Source organism: Pseudomonas sp. QL9, assembly GCF_041409665.1.
Taxonomy (GTDB): Bacteria; Pseudomonadota; Gammaproteobacteria; order Pseudomonadales; family Pseudomonadaceae; genus Pseudomonas; species Pseudomonas knackmussii.
This window is the reverse complement of the sequence record NZ_CP166971.1, coordinates 2,069,734-2,088,735: the sequence shown is the minus strand read 5'-3', so window position 1 is coordinate 2,088,735 and position 19,002 is coordinate 2,069,734. Positions and strand designations below refer to the sequence as shown.

Here is a 19,002-nt window from a genome sequence, read left to right as displayed (position 1 = left end):
TCGCGCTCCGGAGAGGGTCAACCGATCAAATGGGCGGGATGATCAGGTCGAGACGCGGGTAGCCCTCCTCGCTCTCGCGTTCACCCTTTGGGGGCATGTGGTGGGTCTGCACGATCTGTTCGCCGTTGAGGGTTTCCAGGTGGATGTCGAAGCCCCAAAGGCGGTGCAGGTGCTTGAGCACGTCTTCGGTGGACTCGGCCAGCGGCTGGCGGTTGTGCTGCTGGTGGCGCAGGGTCAGCGAGCGGTCGCCGCGGCGGTCGACGTTCCATATCTGCACGTTCGGTTCGCGGTTGCCGAGGTTGTACTGGGCGGCCAGGGTCTCGCGGATCTTGCGGTAGCCGTCGTCGTCGTGGATGGCGTCGACCAGCAGGTCGTCCTTCTGGTCGTCGTCGAGGATGCTGAACAGCTTGAATTCGCGGATCACCTTGGGCGAGAGGAACTGCAGGACGAAGCTCTCGTCCTTGAAGCTCTTCATGGCGAACTTGAGGGTCTCCAGCCAGTCGCTGCCGGCGTAGTCCGGGAACCAGCGCTTGTCCTCCTCGGTGGGCTCCTCGCAGATGCGGCGGATGTCGCGGTACATGGCGAAGCCCAGGGCGTAGGGGTTGATGCCGCTGTAGTAGGGGCTGTCGAAGCCGGGCTGGTAGACCACGCTGGTGTGGTACTGGAGGAACTCCATCATGAAGCCGTCGGTGACCAGGCCCTCGTCGTAGAGGTCGTTGATCAGCGTGTAGTGCCAGAAGGTCGCCCAGCCTTCGTTCATCACCTGGGTCTGGCGCTGTGGATAGAAGTACTGCGCGACCTTGCGCACGATGCGCACGACTTCGCGCTGCCACGGCTCCAGCAGCGGGGCGTTCTTCTCGATGAAGTAGAGGATGTTCTCCTGCGGTTCGCTCGGGTAGCGCGCCAGTTCGTGTTCCTTGTCCTTGCCGCCGCTGCGCGGGATGGTCCGCCAGAGGTCGTTGACCTGGCGCTGGATCAGCTCTTCGCGTTCCTTCTGGCGCTGCCGTTCCTCTTCGGCGGAGATCGGGTAGGGACGTTTGTAGCGGTCCACGCCGTAGTTCATCAGCGCGTGGCAGGAGTCGAGCAGGTCTTCCACGGCATCAATGCCGTAACGCTCTTCGCACTGGTTGATGTACGACTTGGCGAACACCAGGTAGTCGATGATCGAACTGGCATCGGTCCAGGTGCGGAACAGGTAGTTACCCTTGAAGAAGCTGTTGTGCCCGTAGCAGGCGTGGGCGATCACCAGCGCCTGCATGCACTGGGTGTTTTCTTCCATCAGGTACGCGATGCAGGGGTCGGAGTTGATGACGATCTCGTAGGCCAGGCCCATCTGGCCGCGCTTGTAATTCTTTTCCGTGCTGAGGAAGTGCTTGCCATAGGACCAGTGGTTGTAGCCGATGGGCATGCCGACGGATGCATAGGCATCCATCATCTGCTCGGCGGTGATCACTTCGATCTGGTTCGGGTAGGTGTCCAGCGCATAACGCTCGGCGATACGGCTGATTTCCCGGTCGTATTGGCGGATCAGGTCGAAGGTCCACTCCGACCCTGTGGCGATCGGCTGGCGCTTGCTCATGCGACTAGCCTCCTCTGGAACAGCTCGCGGAACACCGGGTAGATGTCGGCGGCGGAGACGATCTGCTGCTGCGCGAAGCTCTCTTCGAAGGCCTCGCGTACCCGCTCGTATTCGAACCAGAGCGCCTGGTGCTCGCGCGGGGTGATCTCGACGTAGGTGTAGTACTGCACGAACGGCATGATCTGCTTGGCCAGGATATCGCGGCAGACCGGCGAGTCGTCGTTCCAGTTGTCGCCGTCCGAAGCCTGGGCGGCGTAGATGTTCCACTCGTTGGTGGGATAGCGCTCGGCCATGATCTCCTGCATCAGCTTGAGCGCGCTGGAGACGATGGTGCCGCCGGTTTCCCGGGAGTAGAAGAACTCTTCCTCGTCCACTTCGCGGGCGCTGGTGTGGTGGCGGATGAACACCACTTCGATCTTCTCGTAGTTCCGCTTGAGGAACAGGTAGAGAAGGATGAAGAAGCGCTTGGCGATGTCCTTGGTCGCCTGGGTCATGGAGCCGGAAACGTCCATCAGGCAGAACATCACGGCCTTGGAGGTGGGGTTCGGCTGCTTGATCAGCAGGTTGTACTTGAGGTCGAAGGTGTCCAGGAAGGGCACGCGGTCGATGCGCGCACGCAGCCGGGCGATCTCGATCTCCAGTTCCTGGATGTCGCCGAGGTTGTCTGGCTCATCGCGTTTCAGGCGTTCCAGTTCGGCTACTGCGAGGCGTAGTTTCTTCCGTGTGCTGCCGGTCAGGGCGATGCGCCGGGCGTGCGCCGAGCGCAGCGTGCGGACGATGTTGATGCGCGATGGGTTGCCGTCATTGCTGATGCCGGCCCGCACGGTCTTGAAGGTGTCGCTGCCGGTCAGGTGGCGCTTCACCAGGTTGGGCAGCTCCAGGTCCTCGAACATGAAGTCGAGGAATTCTTCCTGGGTGATCTGGAAGACGAAGTCGTCCATCCCTTCGCCCTGGTTGCTGGCCTTGCCGGAGCCGCGGCCGCCACCGCCGCCTTGCGGGCGCTGGATGTGTTCGCCGGTGGTGAATTCCTTGTTGCCGGGGTGGACGACGGTCTGCCGACCGCCGCGGCCATGGTGCAGCACGGGTTCGTCGATGTCGCGGCCGGGGATGCTGATCTGTTCGCCGTGTTCCATGTCGGTGATGGAGCGGCGGCTGACGGCCTCTTCGACCGCCTTCTTGATGTGATCACGGTAACGCCGCAGGAAGCGCTGGCGGTTCACCGTGCTCTTGTTCTTGCCGTTCAGACGCCGGTCGATGACGTAGCTCATGAATGCTCCTCAGGGCCTGCTGCGCGGCGGCGAGCGGCCGTCACGCAGAGGTCCGAATGCGACGGCGACCGGCGCGGCGGAATCCGCCGCGCCGATGGCAGACTACTGCGACTTGCGAACGCGCAGATACCATTCCGACAGCAGGCGCACCTGCTTCTCGGTATAGCCGCGCTCGACCATGCGCCGCACGAAGTCGTTGTGCTTCTGCTGGTCTTCCTTGCTGGCCTTGGCGTTGAAGCTGATGACCGGCAGCAGGTCCTCGGTGTTGGAGAACATTTTCTTCTCGATCACCACACGCAGCTTCTCGTACGACAGCCAGCTCGGGTTCTTGCCGTTGTTGCCGGCACGAGCGCGCAGCACGAAGTTCACGATTTCGTTGCGGAAGTCCTTCGGATTGCTGATGCCGGCCGGCTTCTCGATTTTCTCCAGCTCCTCGTTCAGCGCGGCACGGTTGAGGATCTCGCCGGTTTCCGGGTCGCGGTATTCCTGGTCCTGGATCCAGAAGTCGGCGTACAGCACGTAGCGGTCGAAGATGTTCTGGCCGTACTCGCTGTAGGACTCGAGGTAGGCGGTCTGGATTTCCTTGCCGATGAACTCGACGTAGCGCGGCGCCAGGTATTCCTTGATGAAGCGCAGGTAGCGCTCGCGGGTTTCCGGCGGGAATTGCTCCTGCTCGATCTGCTGTTCAAGCACGTAGAGCAGGTGCACCGGGTTGGCGGCGATCTCGTGCGGGTCGAAGTTGAACACCTTGGAGAGGATCTTGAAGGCGAAGCGGGTGGAAAGCCCGGCCATGCCCTCGTCGACCCCGGCGGAGTCGCGGTACTCCTGAATCGACTTGGCCTTGGGATCGGTGTCCTTGAGGTTCTCACCGTCGTAGACGCGCATCTTCGAGTAGATGTTGGAGTTGTCCGGCTCCTTCAGGCGCGACAGCACGGAGAACTGCGAGAGCATCTTCAGGGTGTCCGGTGCGCAGTGCGCATGGGCCAGCGAGCTGTTGACCAGCAGCTTGTCGTAGATCTTGATCTCGTCGGCGACGCGCAGGCAGTACGGGACCTTGACGATGTAGATACGGTCGATGAAGGCCTCGTTGTTCTTGTTGTTGCGGAAGCTGTGCCATTCCGATTCGTTGGAGTGGGCGAGGATGATGCCGCTATAGGGCAGCGCGCCCAGGCCTTCGGTGCTGTTGTAGTTGCCCTCCTGGGTAGCAGTCAGCAGTGGGTGCAGGACCTTGATCGGCGCCTTGAACATCTCGACGAATTCCATCAGGCCCTGGTTGGCCCGGCACAGTGCGCCCGAGTAGCTGTAGGCGTCGGCGTCGTTCTGTGGGTATTCCTCGAGCTTGCGGATGTCGACCTTGCCGACCAGGGCGGAGATGTCCTGGTTGTTCTCGTCGCCCGGTTCGGTCTTGGCGATGGCGATCTGGTTGAGGATCGAGGGGTACAGCTTGACCACGCGGAACTGGCTGATGTCGCCGCCGAATTCGTTCAGCCGCTTGGTGGCCCAGGGCGACATGATCGAACGCAGGTAGCGCCGCGGGATGCCGTAGTCCTCTTCGAGGATGGCGCCGTCTTCGTCCGGGTTGAACAGCCCCAGGGGCGATTCGAACACCGGCGAGCCCTTAATGGCGTAGAAGGGCACCTTCTCCATCAATTGCTTGAGCTTCTCGGCCAGGGACGATTTACCGCCGCCGACCGGGCCCAGCAGGTAGAGGATCTGTTTCTTCTCTTCCAGGCCCTGAGCGGCATGGCGGAAGAAGGAAACGATCTGGTCGATGCACTCTTCCATGCCGTGGAAGTCGGCGAACGCCGGGTAACGGCGGATGACCTTGTTGGAGAAGATCCGCGACAGGCGCGGGTCGGTGGATGTGTCCAGAAGCTCAGGATCGCCAATGGCCATCAGTATGCGTTCGGCGGCCGTGGCGTAGGCAGTCTTGTCCTGCTTGCAGATGTCCAGGTACTCCTGCAGGGAGTATTCCTCCTGGCGGGTCGCTTCGAAGCGTTCCTGGAAGTGACTGAAAATACTCATGACGTCTCCTCGCTCGATGCATGGAGCCGGCGCGGGATCGGTCGTGTGCGGGTGCGGTCGGGCTGCCAGCGTAGCCGGCGAGATTCCCCCCAGAACTCCAACGGTGCCTGGCTTACGCCCTGAACCGCCCCAAAATGGTCACTGCCGATATCCCGGAAGCCGGTGGGCCGGCTCTCCCCTTTGATGGATGGCCTGAGGAAAAGGATAGTTCGTTATCCGGCCTGTAAAGGGGAATCGGGCGAGAAGTTACAGAAATTTTGAAGCGCGGGATCTGACGCTTCAGTCAGCCGATTCCCTGGCCGTATCCGCAGGATAGACGCTGCGCCACAGTTCGAAGCCGCCGTCGACGCTGTAAACGTCGGTGAATCCTTGCTGGACGAAGTAGGCCGCAGCGCTCTGGCTGGAGTTGCCGTGGTAGCAGACCACCAGCAGGGGCGCGTCGAGGTCGGCCTGGCGGATGAAGTCGGCAACCGAGTAATTGTCTATGTGCTGCGAACCGGTGATGTGGCCCATGGCGAAACTCTGCGGATCGCGGATATCCACCACCTGGGCGCCGGACTGACGCAGCTGTTGGGCCTGTTCGGGGGCTATGCGCTTGAATTCGCTCATGTTCTCTACCTCGGGAAAAGTCAGCTGGGCTTGGCGGCACAGCTGCAGTTGATGCGTTCGCCAGTGTCGACGTTCAGCAGCGTCATGCTACCGCCCCACACGCAGCCGGTGTCCAGGGCGTAGAGGCCGGGGATGTCGCATTGGCCTTCCAACGCCGCCCAGTGGCCAAAGATGATCTTGCGTCCTTGGGCCTTGCGCTCGGCATAGCTGAACCAGGGGGCGTAGCCCTCGGGCGCGGTGCCCAGGCCTTCCTTGCTCTTCAGGTCGAGCTTGCCGTCGGGTGTGCAGAAGCGCATACGCGTGAAGTAGTTGGTGATCACCCGCAGGCGGTCGATGCCGTGCAGCTTCTTGTCCCACTTGGCGGGTTCGTTGCCGTACATGCCTTCGAGGAACAGCGGCAGGCGATCGTCGTCGCGCAGCACTTCTTCCACCTCGGCGGCGCGTAGCAGGGACTTCTCGATGCTCCACTGCGGCGGGATGCCGGCGTGGACCAGGGTGACGTCGCGCTCGGCGTCGTGGTGCACCAGCGGCATGCGTCGCAGCCAGTCGAGCAGGTCGTCACGCTCCGGCGCTTCAAGAATCTCGCGCAGGGTGTCGGCTTTCTTCAGGCGCTCTGCGTTGTGCGCCACGGCCAGCAGGTGCAGGTCGTGGTTGCCGAGCACGCTGATCACCGAGCCGCGCATGGCGTAGAGGAAACGCAGGGTCTCCAGGGACTGCGGGCCGCGGTTGACCAGGTCGCCGACCAGCCAGAGGCGGTCGGTGGCGGGGTCGAAGTGGACTTGATCGAGCAGGCACTTCAGCGGTTCCAGGCAGCCCTGGACGTCGCCGACGGCGTAGGTGGTCATCAGTGCAGCGCCCCGGGCACGGCAAGGCGGAATACGGGGATTTCCGCGTCGAACTGGTGGCCATCGGTGGCGACCATCTGGTAACTACCGTGCATGCTGCCAACTTTGGTGTTGAGCACCGTGCCGCTGGTGTAGGTATGGCTGGCGCCTGGCTCGATCAGCGGCTTCTCGCCTACGACGCCGGCACCCCGCACTTCCTGCACATGGCCGTCGCCGTCGGTGATGATCCAGTGCCGGCTGAGCAGCTTGGCAGCCTGTTCGCCGTGGTTGTGGATGGTCACCGTGTAGGCGAAGACGTAGCGCTGCTGGTCCGGCTGCGACTGCTCGGGCAGGTGGCGGGTGGTAACGCTGACGGTGATCTGGTAACGGGGATCGCTCATGCTCGGGGTCGTCGCCTAGGGCAGGTGGATCAGGAATCGGGGTTCAGCTCGGCCAGGCGGTTGGCCAGCTTGACGAAGTCGGACACGTCGAGTTGCTCGGGGCGCAGCGTCGGGTCGACGCCTACCGATTCGATGTCTTCCACCGAGAGCAAGGACTTGAGCGTGTTGCGCAGGGTCTTGCGGCGCTGGTTGAAGGCTTCGCGGACGATGCGCTCGAGCAGGCGGTGATCCTTGGCCGGGTAGGGCGGCTCGGCATACGGCGCCAGGCGCACGATGGCCGATTCGACCTTGGGCGGCGGGTTGAAGGCGCCCGGGCCGACGGTGAACAGGTAATCCACCTTGCAGAAGTACTGCACCATGATCGACAGGCGACCCCAGTCGCCATTGCCGGGTTCGGCGGCCAGGCGTTCCACCACTTCCTTTTGCAGCATGAAGTGCATGTCCTGGATGATCTCGGCGTGTTCCAGCAGGTGGAAGATCAGCGGCGTGGAGATGTTGTAGGGCAGGTTGCCCACAACGCGCAGTTTCTCGCCGGCCTGAGGCAGGGTGGAGAAGTCGAACTTCATCGCATCGCCCTGGTGCAGGCGGAAGTTCGGCTTCAGGCCGAATTTCCATTTCAGCTGCGGGATCAGGTCGAGGTCGAGCTCGATTACGTCCAGTTGCGCGCCGCTGTCCACCAGGCCTTCGGTCAACGCCCCCTGGCCCGGGCCGATTTCCAGCAGGTGCTGGCCTTCCTTGGCGGCGATGGCGCGCAGGATACGGTGGATCACCCCGGCGTCATGCAGGAAGTTCTGGCCAAAGCGCTTGCGCGCGCGGTGTTGGAAAAGCTCGGACATGGAGGCTCCAGGGGAGCAGCTGACAGCAGCTGGATGCGGAAAAAGGCGTAAGTTTACCAGCCCTGGGCGGCCAGCACGTAGCGCTGGCCGAACGGCGGCCGGTTGCACCTAGCCGGCGTTGCGCGCTTCTGCCATCTGGTAGGCGGTTTCCAGGGCCACCAGCAGGCTGCCGCCGTCGATCCGGCCGCTGCCTGCGAGGTCGAGTGCGGTGCCGTGATCGACCGAGGTGCGGATGATCGGCAGGCCGAGGGTGACGTTCACCGCTGCGCCGAAACCCTTGTACTTGAGCACCGGCAGGCCCTGGTCGTGGTACATGGCGAGCACGGCGTCGCAGTGTTCCAGGTGCTTGGGGGTGAAGAGCGTGTCGGCCGGCAGTGGGCCGATCAGGTCCATACCCTCTTCGCGCAGGCGCTCCAGGGTGGGCTCGATGACGTCGATTTCCTCGTGCCCGAGGTGGCCGCCTTCGCCCGCGTGGGGGTTGAGGCCGCAGACCAGGATGCGTGGGTTGGCCAGGCCGAACTTGTCGCGCAGGTCGGCATGCAGGATGCGGGTAACGCGCTCCAGGCGCTCCGCGGTGATGGCGTCGGCCACATCGCGCAACGGCAGGTGGGTGGTCACAAGCGCCACGCGCAGGCCGCGGGTGGCGAGCATCATCACGACCTGTTCGGTGTGGGTCAGCTCGGCGAGGAATTCAGTGTGACCGGAGAACGCAACGCCGCCTTCATTGATTACGCCTTTGTGCACCGGGGCAGTGATCATCCCGGCGAAGTCGCCGTTGAGGCAGCCGGTGCCGGCGCGGGTAAGGGTCTCCAGGACGTAGGCGGCGTTGGCCGGGTCGAGTCGACCGGCTGCGACTGCGGCGCCGAGCGGAGTGTCCCATACGAATAGGGCGCCGGCTGGCGCCGGTTGCTGCGGCCAACGTCCCGGGCCGACTTCCAGCAGTTGGATGTCCAGGTCGAGCAGCTTCGCGCGGTCGGCGAGCATCTGGCGGTTGGCTATGGCTACCAGCGGATGCGGTTGCGCTTCGCGGGCAAGCAGCAGGCAGAGGTCCGGGCCGATACCGGCTGGCTCACCGGGGGTCAGGGCGAAAAGCTTGGGGTCTTGCATGGCGGGTATCCCAGGGCGTCGACCGCTCGAATGCGGCCGGGATTATTCGTGAGTTCTTCACTCTACGACGAAGCCGGGCGCGGACAAAAAGAAACCCGGCCTGGGCCGGGTTTCCTTGTCGCGCGAGGCGCGGCTTACAGCTTGATCTCGACGTAGGCTTCGTCGCGGATCTGGCGCAGCCAGGCCTGCAGTTCCTCATCGTACTTGCGGTTGCGCAGGACCTGGGCGGCCTGCTGCTCGCGGAACTTGTCGCTGCTGTCGGTGGCGCGGCGGCCCAGTACTTCCAGCACGTGCCAGCCGAACGGCGAGCGGAATGGCTTGGACAGCTGGCCTTGCGGGGTGTTGTTCATCACTTCGCGGAATTCCGGTACCAGGGCCTCCGGGTCGATCCAGTTCAGATCGCCGCCGTGCAGCGCCGAGCCCGGGTCTTCCGAGAATTGCTTGGCCAGGGTGCCGAAGTCTTCGCCGCTCTTGATGCGGTCGTAGAGCTTCTGCGCCAGCTTCTGGGTCTCTTCGTCGCTGCGGATCTCGCTGGGCTTGAGCAGGATGTGGCGAACGTGGACTTCGTCGCGCACCATCTTGCTGCCGCCGCGCTTCTCCTCGACCTTGAGGATGATGAAGCCGCCGGGCGTGCGTACCGGCTCGGTAACGTCGCCAACAGCGATGCTGCTGATCATGCTGTCGAACGGCGAGGGCAGCTGTGCGGCCTTGCGCCAGCCGATCTCGCCGCCTTCCAGGGCGTTGTCGCCAGCCGAGCGGGAAATTGCCAGCTGGTTGAAGTCGGCACCCTGCTTGAGCTGCTGGTAGATGTCCTGGGCCTGCTTGCCGGCGGCCTGCAGCGTCTGCGAGGACGCGCCATCGGGTACCGGGATCAGGATGTTGGCCAGGCGGTACTCTTCGGAGAGCTGGATCTTGCCAAGGTCGGAGGCGAGGAAGTTCTGCACTTCCTGCTCGCTGACCTGGACGCGCTCGGCGACGCGGCGCTGGCGCACGCGGCTGATGACCATCTCGCGGCGCACCTGCTCGCGGGCGTCGTCATAGGACAGGCCGTCGCGGGTCAGGGCCGCCTGGAACTGATCCAGGGTCATGTGGTTGCGCTGGGCGATGGTGCCCATGGCCTGGTTCAGCTCTTCGTCGGTGATGCGGATGCCGGAGCGCTCGCCGATCTGCAGCTGGATGTCCTCGATGATCAGGCGCTCGAGCACCTGCTGGGTCAGCACGTGCTCCGGCGGCAGCGGTGCGCCGCGCTTCTGGATGGTCTGGCGCACTTCGCGCAGACGCTGGTCCAACTGGCTCTGCATGACCACGTCGTTGTCGACGATGGCCACGACGCGGTCCAGGGGGGTCACGTCTGCACGGGCGAAGGAACTGATGAGGAGCGCGCCCAGCATCAGCGGGCGCAGGGCGTTACATAGAGTTGTCTTCACGTTGACGATAGCCTTGGATGCCTTGGTCGAGGAAGCCTTCGACTTGGTTGCCGACCACGCCGCCAAGGCCTTTCAGGATGATTTGCAGGAAGATGCCGCGGTCAGCTTTCGAGTTCGCAGTAATGAACTCGTTGTCGTCGTACTTCAGCCAATAGCGGTTGACCAGACGCAGCTTCCAGCAGCAGCTGTCGTACTCGAAGCCGCCGAGTGCTTCGAGGGTACGGCTCTGGTTGTAGTCGAACTGCCAGCGCGCGATGGCGCTCCACTGCGGAACGACCGGCCAGATGACCGAGAAGTCGTGCTGGTTGATCTTGTACTGGTCGCTGTTGTAGGTGAACTGGCCCAGGTTCGGGTCGAACACCTTGCTGTTCGCGCGATAGCGATAGCCCGCGTTGAACACCTTCTGCGGTTCCGCTTCCGGCTGGTAGTGGAACATCACGCTGCCGTTGTCGGTGTGGTGAGTGTTCGGGTTCCAGTTGTAGTCGGAGTTCAGGCGCCAATCGTGGTTGAAGCGATAGATGCCTTGCAGTGCATAGGGCGAGCGCCAGGCGTCCGCATCCGGATTGGAAATCTGGTTGTTCGGGTTGGCCAGGTTGTAGTTGCGGATGTAGTCCTCGGTCAGGCCGGGGAGCTGCACGCGGCGATCGGAGAAGTAGTAGATCTGGCCTGCGCTGATGGACGCCCGCTCGAAGCCGTTGTCCTCGATGAAGCGCGAGGTCGCGCCGAGGGAAAGCTGGTTGGCATCGCCAATGCGGTCCTTGCCGGTGAAGCGGTTCTCACGCCACAGCGAGTCGTAGCTGAAGGTGAATTCGCCGGTGTCGAAGGTCGGCAGGTCGTCCTGGTTCTTGTACGGCACGTACAGGTACATGGCGCGCGGTTCCAGGGTCTGGCGGAACTTGGTGCCAGCGAAGCTGGTGTCGCGGTCGAAGTACAGGCCGCTGTCGAGCTTGGCCAGGCCCAGCGAACGATCCGGGCTGTCGTCGAAGCTGATGCCGGCATAGTTCGGATGCGCCGGGTCGAGACCTTTCAGCTGTGCCTGGCCGGTGCTGTCCAGGTCCAGGTTGTACTTGGTGTACATCGCCTTCAGCGTCGGGGTGACGAAGCCGTAGCTGCTCGCCATCGGCAGGCTCACGCCCGGCTCGAGGTGCATGCGGTCGCCGGTGGCGCGGGCCAGGCCGGAAATGTTGACGTCCGGGCGCTGGCCGATGACGTTGCCATCGGTATCGAAGTAGACGTCCTCGTCCAGGTTGCGGTCGAAGCGCACCAGTTCGCTGCCGTAGGTGAAATTCAGGCCGCCCGGGTTGTACGGCAGGTGGCCGTCGAGGGTCAGCTGCGGCAGGCGGTCATACGGGGTCACGTCGGTGACGGTGGCCAGTTGGTACGCCTGAGCGTTGAGGCGAGCGGTGAAGTCATCGCCGCGATAGGTCAGTGCGCCCTGCTGGTTCACGTAGGTCGGCGAACCGAGGCCCAGCGAGGTGTCCAGGTCCTGGAAGTAGTACGGATCGCTGATGCGGGTGTAGTCGACCTGCGCCAGCCAGCGGGAATCCAGGCCGCTGGTGTTCTTCCAGCCGTACAGCCAACGTTGGTCGGTGTAGTGCGGCTGGTTGCTGCGACTGTCGTCGCTGTCGTTCAGGTAGGCGGCGGTGAACTGACCTTCGCTGCTGTGGGTCAGGTAACGGAAGTCGCCTTCCATCATCAGGCCGCGCTTGGCCATGTAGCGCGGATACAACGTGGCGTCATAGTTCGGCGCCAGGTTGAAGTAGTACGGCGTGACCAGTGTGAAGCCGGTGTCCGAGGTGCTCGACAGGGTCGGCGGCAGGAAGCCGGACTGGCGACGGTCGTCGATCGGGAAATAGATGTAGGGGGTATAGAACACCGGAATGTCCTTCACCCGCAGGGTCGCGTTGGTCGCGGTGCCGAAGCCGGTGGCCGGGTTCAGCTTGATGTTGTTGCCCTTGACGTACCAGGAGTTGCTGCCCGGCTCGCAACGGGTGTAGGTACCGTCCTTGAGCTGGATGATGGCGTCTTCCTGGCGCTTGGCGTAGAGCGCGCTGCCACGGACCTGGGCCTGGTGCATGACGTATTCGGCGTTGTCGATCTTCGCCTCGCCGTTGTCCAGTTGCAGGTCGGCGTGGTCGCCGACGATCAGCGCGCCGTTGTCGCGCAGGCGCACGTTGCCGGACAGCTCGCCGCGGTTCTCCGCCTGGTGCAGGTTGGCCTCGTCGGCCTCGACCTGCATGCTGCCCTGGCGCAGCACGACGTTGCCGGCCAGCGTCGCGACCTGGCTTTCCTGCTCGTAGCGGGAGGCCTTGGCCGAAACGTAGGTCGGTGCCTCGTCGCGCGGGGTCTTGTCGTTCATGCCTGGACGGACCGGCTCGACGTATTCGCCGCTGCAGTACGGGCCGACTTCCGCGAGTTGTGCGGCGGTCAGCTTCTCCCGCGGTACCCAGTCCAGGTGGCTATAGTCGGCGCTGCGCGACTTGAGGGCGCGGCCCGAGCTTTCGGTTACCAGTTGCTCCTTGGCTTCGCCGGAGGTTTGCTCGGCGGCTTCGCTGCCGCCTGCACTCACGGCGTTTGCGCTGTGCTGCGGGCGCGGCGGGAGGGCGGCGGCCGGTTGTTGGCTGGAGCAGTCCCAGCTACCGCCGGAGGGCGCGCAGCTGAATTGTTCGGCCGCGGAAGCGGTCGAGGAAGCGAGCGGCTGTATAGCCAGCAGGCCACCGGTCACCAGTAAGGGAAACTTTCTACGGAACACGGGGAAGTTAACTGCCATCTTGTTAATCCGGGCTTCCTGCGAGCCAGCAACCCGATCGGGCTGCGCGCCTCTCGATGGGCTCAAAAAGATGCTGGATAATAAAGCATGACCCGCGCAACGGCTAGGGCCGTGGAGAACCCCTGAAGATGTCAGATGATGCCCGTTACCAGCAATTGAATGGCTGGCTGGACTCGTGTATGCCCGCTGTGTTCGCCGCCGAAGGCTGGGGGGCGGTTCCGCCAGCCGAGCTGACTCCCGCAAGCAGCGACGCCAGCTTCCGCCGCTACTTCCGCTGGCAGGCCGGAGACCGCACGCTGATTGTCATGGATGCGCCGCCACCGCAAGAGGACTGCCGTCCCTTCGTCAAAGTCGCCGGCCTGCTCGCCGAAGCTGGTGTGCATGTGCCGCGCATCCTGGCCCAGGACCTGGAGCAGGGTTTCCTGCTGCTCAGCGATCTCGGCCGGCAGACCTATCTCGATGTGCTCAATGCGCAGAACGCGGAGGAGCTGTTCGAGGATGCCCTCGACGCCCTGGTTGCCTTCCAGCAGGTGCCGGTTGAAGAGCGCCTGCCGCCTTACGACGAGGCCCTGCTGCGCCGCGAGCTGCAGCTGTTCCCCGAGTGGTACCTGGGCAAGCACCTGGGCGTCGTCCTCGAGGGCGAACAACTGGCGCGCTGGCAGCGCACCTGCGACCTGCTGGTAGCCAGTGCCCTGGAGCAGCCTCGCGTGCTGGTGCACCGTGATTACATGCCACGCAACCTGATGCTCAGCGAGCCCAACCCGGGCGTGCTCGACTTCCAGGACGCGGTGTACGGCCCGGTTACCTACGACGTCACCTGCCTGTACAAGGACGCCTTCCTCAGCTGGCCGGAGCCGCGCATCCACGACGGACTCAGCCGTTACTGGCGCAAGGCACAGGCGGCAGGCATTCCCCTGCCGCCTACCTTCGACGAGTTCTTCCGCGCCAGCGACCTGATGGGCGCGCAGCGCCACCTCAAGGTGATCGGCATCTTCGCGCGCATCTGCCATCGCGACGGCAAGCCGCGCTACCTCGGCGACGTGCCGCGCTTCTTCCGCTACCTGGAAAGCGTGATTGCGCGACGTCCCGAACTGGCCGACCTGCGCGCCCTGCTCGCCGACCTGCCGCAGCCGGTGGCCCCATGAAAGTGATGATTCTCGCAGCCGGCAAGGGCGAGCGACTGCGTCCGCTGACCCTGCACACGCCCAAGCCGCTTGTGCAGGCCGGCGGCCTGCCGTTGATCGAGCACCAGCTGTTGTCCCTTCGCCGTGCCGGTTTCGACGAGTTGGTGATCAATCACGCCTGGCTCGGCCAGCAGATCGAGGATTACCTCGGCGATGGCGCACGCTTCGACGTGAGCATTCGCTACTCGGCCGAGGGCGAGCCGCTGGAAACCGGCGGCGGCATCTTCCGCGCGCTGCCGCTGCTGGGGTCGGAGCCTTTCGCCGTGGCCAATGGCGACATCTGGACCGACTTCGACTACGCCCATCTGCACAACGCGCTGGCCGACGGTGACCTCGCGCATCTGGTGCTGGTCGCCAATCCCGAGCACAACGGCCGTGGCGATTTCTGCCTGCGCGAAGGGCGCGTGAGCGATTACCGCGAAGGCGAGCCGAGCTTCACCTATAGCGGTATCGCGGTGCTGCACCCGGCGCTGTTCGCCGCCAGCCAGGACGGTGCCTTCAAGCTTGCCCCGCTGCTGCGCGAGGCCATGGCGGCCGGGCGCGTCAGCGGTGAGCTGCATGAGGGGCGCTGGGTCGATGTCGGTACCCATGAGCGCCTGGCCGAGGTCGAGCGCTTGTTGGCGGCGCGCTGAATGTTCTGGCCTGGCACCCTGATAGGCATCCTCGCCGGCTGGGCGCTGGCGAGCATTCCCGGCGCCATGCTCGGCGGGGTGCTCGGCCAGGTGCTCGACCGGCGCATGCGCCAGCGCACCTGGCGCGGCTTGTTCGAACAGCTTCGCGGAAGCGGGCGGGTGCCGGACGACGAGCTGCTGTTCATGCTGCTAGGCCGCCTGGCGAAGATTCGCGGGCGGGTGCAGGACGCGCATATCCAGCAGGCGCGGGCCGAGATGCTGCGTCTCGGTCTGGATGAGCCGGCACGCTTGCGCGCCATAGATGCCTTCGGGCGCGGCAAGCAGGGTGGTCCGCTGCTCGACGAGGGGCTGGAGCAACGCCATGGCCAGCGTCCGACCGCAGATGGCCTGCTGCAGGCCTGCTGGCGCATGGCCTGGGCCGCCGGGGTGCCGACCGCTGCAGAGAAGGCGCTGATCCTGCGTTGGGGTGAAACGCTGGGATTGCCGCGGGCTACCGTGCTGGCGCTTGCATCGGGTGCGGAGAAAGTCCGCGCACCGCTGACCCGCGCCGAGAGCTACACCCGTGCCCTGCGCCTGCTCGGCGTCGAGGAGGGTGCCGAACCGGCGGAGATCAAGCGTGCCTACCGCCGGCTGATCAGCCAGCACCATCCGGACAAGCTGGTCGGCGCCGGCGAAGCACGCATCGCCGCGGCCACCGAGAAAACCCGCGAGATCCAGGAAGCCTACTCGCTGATCCGCGAGCGCCACGGCTTCCGTTGAATTGCCCTCAGGGGCTGTCGGCCTGCTTGATGTGCATTGAAAGCCAGCCGCGCACCCGACGATAGAGCTGGTCCTGCTCGCTGACGGGGTCGCCGGGAAGGGCGTTCATGCCGATCTGTACGTAGGTCTTGCCGGTTTCGCGTTTGCTCGCCTGCAGGCGCAGCTGCGCCGCTTTCCGGTCCGTATCGCGGTCGCGGTAGAAGAAGTCGCCGGTGGCCAGCGCCAGGCGCGGCACCATGTCTTCCAGTGGCGGGCGGAATTCATTGGGCATTTGCGCTGCGACCAGCAGCAGGTTGCGGATGTCGGTCGGTTCGCGTTCGGCCAGGTAGCGGGCGGCCCAGTAGGCGCCCGTGCCGTGGCCGAGGAGGATGATGCTCTTCGGCTTGCCCTGCAGGGCGAAGTCGACGCCGGCCTGGATACGCGCCATGACCCGGTCGGAATAGGCCTTGCGCCGTTCGATGGCAGGGTCCTGCGCGGGCGCGGCCTCGCTGGCGGAAGGCGTGTCGCCTGAGGGCGCCGGCGCATCGGCCTTGGTCGCCTCCTTGTCTTTTTCCTTGTCGTCGCTAGCGACAGCGTCCACCGGGCGCGTCTGCGCCAGGCTGTCCATGCGGTCGGGCAGGCTCAGGCTGAGGGTCTGCCAGCCGGCGTCGGGCAGTTTGTGCCGCAGAGGGCCGACCGCCTTGGGCCAGTCGGGGCTCTCGCCATCTCCGGGCACGATGATCACCACACCTTCGGCCTGGGGCGCATTGGCGGGCAGCCAGAGGGCGAGGAAGCTTTCGTCGCCGGCCTGCAGGGTCTGTTGCTGGCGATCGGGCAGGTGCTGTATCAGGCCGCTGGCCTCGGCCTGGCTGCGCTCTTCCACGGCCGGTCGCTTGGGTTCTGCCGGGGCGGCGGTTTCGGCTGGAGCGGCGGCGGGCTTGTCTTCCGCCCAGCCTGGTGCGCCAGGCAGCAGGCAGAGGGCGATGCAGAGGGCGAGGCGTGTAGGTGACGAGGAGCGTGGCATCGGGCGATTCCCGGAGGTTCGGCTGGCGTGCGGGCGCGAAAGGCGCCAGCCTAATCGGTTGTGCCCGCTTTGTCAGGCCGTGGCTTGGCAGCTGGCCAGCACACTGCGGTAAGGTAGCGGCGCTTTCAATTTAGTGCGTGGTGCTGTCGGCATGAGACCTCTGTTGCGCAAGGCCCTGGTGGCGCTTCTTCTGTTCCTTCCGCTCTGGGCGCAGGCGCAGGCGGCGCAGTTGGCTGCGGGGCTGGACGCAACTCAGCGCGACTGGCTGCAGGCGCATCCGCAGCTGCGTGTCGGCGTCGTGCTGGAAGCGCCCTATGCCCAGCAGGACCGTCGCCTGCAACAGCTCTCAGGGGCTAACGTCGAACTGCTGGAGTGGATCGCCGGAAGCCTCGGGGTCAACCTGCAATGGCAGGTCTATTCCGATCAGAACCTGCTGGAGCGCGCGGCCCGCGCTGGCGAGATCGATATGGCGCCGGGCCTTGCGCAAACGCCCGACACGCTGCGCGAGTGGCTGTTCTCCGATCCCTACCTGCGCGTACCGCGCCTGCTGGTCGGCTTCCAGGCCGAAGCGGGCACGGTGGAGCTGGAGCACCTCGGTAGCGACGAGCCGGTGGCGTTGCGGGGGCCCGGCCCGGTTTCGGACTACCTGCACGGCACTTATTACGGGGCGCGCCTGCAACTGACCGGAAGCGACCGCGAGGCGCTGCGGCGGGTGCTCGATCAGACCGCCAGCTATGCGGTGGTCGACGAAGCGAGCCTGGCGCGCCTGAGCCGCGAGGGCGAGTTCGGCGGCTTCCGCGTGGTCGCCGACATCGGCTATCCGCAGCTGCTGCGCCTGGCCACGCGGCGCGACTTGCCGGAGCTGGCCGCCATCCTCGATGCCGCCTTGCGCGCCGTTCCGGCCAAGGAACTCGACCAGATCCACCAGCGCTGGCTGCAGCCGCAGTATCCGCGCCTGGTCGAGTCGCCGAGCTTCTGGAAGAACCTTTGCATTCTGCTCGGGCTGCTGCTCGTGCTGGCCCTGGCGACTGTGGTCTGGCTGCGTCGTCAGCGCGGTGCCCTGGAGCAGCGGCTGCTCGCGGCGCGGCGTGACATCGAGCTGCGCCAGGCGGCGGAGGAAGCGCTGCGCCTGACCCAGTTCGCCATCGACAGCAGCACGGTCGGCATCCTCTGGGTCAACTGGGACAGCCATATCCGCTACGCCAACCGAGCGGCCGAGGAAATGCTCGGCGAGGCGGCCGGCGCGCTGGCCGAGCGCCCGCTGGCGGATTTCGAGCCGACGCTGAACATGGACAACTGGCTGAACCTGTGGCGCCGAGCGCGCAACAGCGACGAGGGACCATTGAGCTTCGAGACCGGTCTGCGCCGCGCCGACGGTAGCTGGCTGCCGGCCGAAGTCTCGCTGAGTTTCCTGCGCTTCGGCGGTTCGGAATACCTGCTGGTTTTCGTCAGCGACGCCACCGAGCGGCGGCGCGCGCACGCGGCCCTGGAAGAAAGCGAGGCGCGCCTGCAGGGCATCGCCGGCAACGTGCCGGGGCTGGTGTTCCGCCTGGAGCCGAGCGCACCGGGCGACGACTCGGACTTCGCGCACCTCAGCTTCATCAGTGGTGGTAGCGAAGCCTCGCTCGGCTACAGCCCCGGTTACCTGCGCGAAAGCGGCCTGGGCATCATGGGCCTGGTGCATCCGAATGAGCGCGGCGGCTATCTCGCCAGCCAGGAACAGGCAGTCTTCAACGGCACCAACTGGCATTGGCAGGGGCGCATCCTCACCCGCAGCGGCGAGCCGCGCTGGGTCGATATCAAAGCCACCGCGCGGCGCCTGGAAGACGGCCGCCGCGCCTGGGACGGCGTGGTCTGGGACATCACCGAGAACAAGCAGATCGAGCTGGAGCTGGCCGAGTCCCGCGCCCAGCTACGTGAGCTTTCCGCGCACCTCGAGAGCGTTCGCGAAGAAGAAAAGGCGCGCATCGCCCGCGAGGTGCACGACGAGCTCGGCCAGGTGCTGACGGTGCTCAAGCTGGAGACGTCGATGTGCGAACTCGCCTATGGCGAGCTGGATCCGGGATTGCACGACCGCCTGGGCAACATGAAGAAGCTCATCGCCCAGCTGTTCCAGTTGGTGCGCGACGTGGCCACGGCCTTGCGTCCGCCGATCCTCGATGCCGGCATCGGCTCGGCGCTGGAGTGGCAGGCGCGGCGTTTCGAGGCGCGCACCGGCATCCCCTGCCTGGTGACGGTGCCGGAGCATTCGCCGCGGCTGGCCGACGCCAAGGCCATCGGGCTGTTCCGCATCCTCCAGGAGGCGCTGACCAATGTCATGCGCCACGCGCAGGCGCATACTGTGGAGCTTGAGCTGACGGTCGAGAACGGTGAGTTGTGCCTGAGCATCGGCGACGATGGCCGCGGCTTCGACACGGAGGCGGCTTGGCGCGGCAGCTCCTTCGGCCTGGTCGGTATGCGCGAACGTGTGCTCATGCTCGGCGGCAGCCTGGAAATCCACAGCCAGCCGGGCGAGGGCAGCAACCTGCGTGTGCGGGTGCCGCTGGGGGCCGACGAGGTCGTGGAGCAAAGCGCCTGA

At 65.1% G+C, this 19,002-nt stretch carries 15 protein-coding genes; 4 read left to right on the top strand and 11 right to left on the bottom strand.

From position 1 onward, the window contains the following. Positions 1-25 precede the first annotated feature (25 nt). From ACA097_RS09960 to ACA097_RS09915, 10 genes are all read right to left on the bottom strand, one after another. Positions 26-1,579, bottom strand: coding sequence for a SpoVR family protein (locus ACA097_RS09960; protein ID WP_043248820.1), 1,554 nt, complete (start codon positions 1,577-1,579; stop codon positions 26-28). Then, on the bottom strand, positions 1,576-2,847 hold the full coding sequence (locus ACA097_RS09955; RefSeq protein ID WP_043248822.1) for a YeaH/YhbH family protein: 1,272 nt from the start codon (positions 2,845-2,847) through the stop codon (positions 1,576-1,578). The genes ACA097_RS09960 and ACA097_RS09955 overlap by 4 nt, the downstream gene beginning before the upstream one ends. A 102-nt stretch (positions 2,848-2,949) precedes the next feature. Beyond that, the gene (locus tag ACA097_RS09950) at positions 2,950-4,872 is read right to left on the bottom strand and encodes a PrkA family serine protein kinase (RefSeq protein WP_371370023.1); all 1,923 of its coding nucleotides are present in this window, start codon (positions 4,870-4,872) and stop codon (positions 2,950-2,952) included. A 279-nt stretch (positions 4,873-5,151) separates the two neighbouring features. Beyond that, positions 5,152-5,481 carry a thiosulfate sulfurtransferase GlpE gene (gene glpE, locus ACA097_RS09945; RefSeq protein WP_043248826.1) on the bottom strand — a complete coding sequence of 110 codons (330 nt, stop codon included), beginning with the start codon at positions 5,479-5,481 and terminating at the stop codon, positions 5,152-5,154. Between the two features lie 20 nt (positions 5,482-5,501). Continuing rightward, positions 5,502-6,326: a symmetrical bis(5'-nucleosyl)-tetraphosphatase gene (locus tag ACA097_RS09940; protein ID WP_043248828.1), complete on the bottom strand. Its 825-nt coding sequence runs from the start codon at positions 6,324-6,326 to the stop codon at positions 5,502-5,504. Beyond that, complete coding sequence (gene apaG / locus ACA097_RS09935; protein WP_043248830.1) at positions 6,326-6,706, bottom strand: Co2+/Mg2+ efflux protein ApaG; 381 nt, start codon at positions 6,704-6,706, stop codon at positions 6,326-6,328. The genes ACA097_RS09940 and apaG overlap by 1 nt, the downstream gene beginning before the upstream one ends. Before the next feature lie 29 nt (positions 6,707-6,735). Further along, positions 6,736-7,542, bottom strand: coding sequence for a 16S rRNA (adenine(1518)-N(6)/adenine(1519)-N(6))-dimethyltransferase RsmA (rsmA, locus tag ACA097_RS09930; protein ID WP_371370022.1), 807 nt, complete (start codon positions 7,540-7,542; stop codon positions 6,736-6,738). A 108-nt stretch (positions 7,543-7,650) separates the two neighbouring features. Beyond that, positions 7,651-8,649 (bottom strand): 4-hydroxythreonine-4-phosphate dehydrogenase PdxA, encoded by a 999-nt coding sequence (gene pdxA, locus ACA097_RS09925; protein ID WP_371370021.1) that lies wholly within the window; start codon positions 8,647-8,649, stop codon positions 7,651-7,653. A 134-nt stretch (positions 8,650-8,783) separates the two neighbouring features. After that, on the bottom strand, positions 8,784-10,076 hold the full coding sequence (gene surA, locus ACA097_RS09920) for a peptidylprolyl isomerase SurA (RefSeq protein ID WP_043248834.1): 1,293 nt from the start codon (positions 10,074-10,076) through the stop codon (positions 8,784-8,786). Beyond that, positions 10,057-12,846, bottom strand: coding sequence for an LPS-assembly protein LptD (locus tag ACA097_RS09915; protein ID WP_371370020.1), 2,790 nt, complete (start codon positions 12,844-12,846; stop codon positions 10,057-10,059). Before ACA097_RS09915 ends, surA begins: the two co-directional genes overlap by 20 nt. A 128-nt stretch (positions 12,847-12,974) precedes the next feature. Here ACA097_RS09915 and ACA097_RS09910 point away from each other — a divergent pair, with 128 nt between their 5' ends. Genes ACA097_RS09910 through ACA097_RS09900 form a run of 3 tightly spaced genes read left to right on the top strand, consistent with a single transcriptional unit; the run spans position 12,975 to position 15,421 of the window. Continuing rightward, positions 12,975-13,991: an aminoglycoside phosphotransferase family protein gene (locus tag ACA097_RS09910; protein WP_043248837.1), complete on the top strand. Its 1,017-nt coding sequence runs from the start codon at positions 12,975-12,977 to the stop codon at positions 13,989-13,991. Continuing rightward, positions 13,988-14,662 (top strand): N-acetylmuramate alpha-1-phosphate uridylyltransferase MurU, encoded by a 675-nt coding sequence (murU, locus tag ACA097_RS09905; protein ID WP_043248839.1) that lies wholly within the window; start codon positions 13,988-13,990, stop codon positions 14,660-14,662. Before ACA097_RS09910 ends, murU begins: the two co-directional genes overlap by 4 nt. Continuing rightward, positions 14,663-15,421: a DnaJ domain-containing protein gene (locus ACA097_RS09900; RefSeq protein WP_043248841.1), complete on the top strand. Its 759-nt coding sequence runs from the start codon at positions 14,663-14,665 to the stop codon at positions 15,419-15,421. Between the two features lie 7 nt (positions 15,422-15,428). On the opposite strand, the gene ACA097_RS09895 is transcribed toward ACA097_RS09900, so the two are convergent. Next, positions 15,429-16,424, bottom strand: coding sequence for an alpha/beta hydrolase family protein (locus ACA097_RS09895; protein ID WP_371370019.1), 996 nt, complete (start codon positions 16,422-16,424; stop codon positions 15,429-15,431). Positions 16,425-16,575: 151 nt separating this feature from the next. Between ACA097_RS09895 and ACA097_RS09890 the strand changes: the two genes are divergently transcribed. Next, positions 16,576-19,002, top strand: coding sequence for a PAS domain S-box protein (locus ACA097_RS09890; RefSeq protein WP_371370018.1), 2,427 nt, complete (start codon positions 16,576-16,578; stop codon positions 19,000-19,002).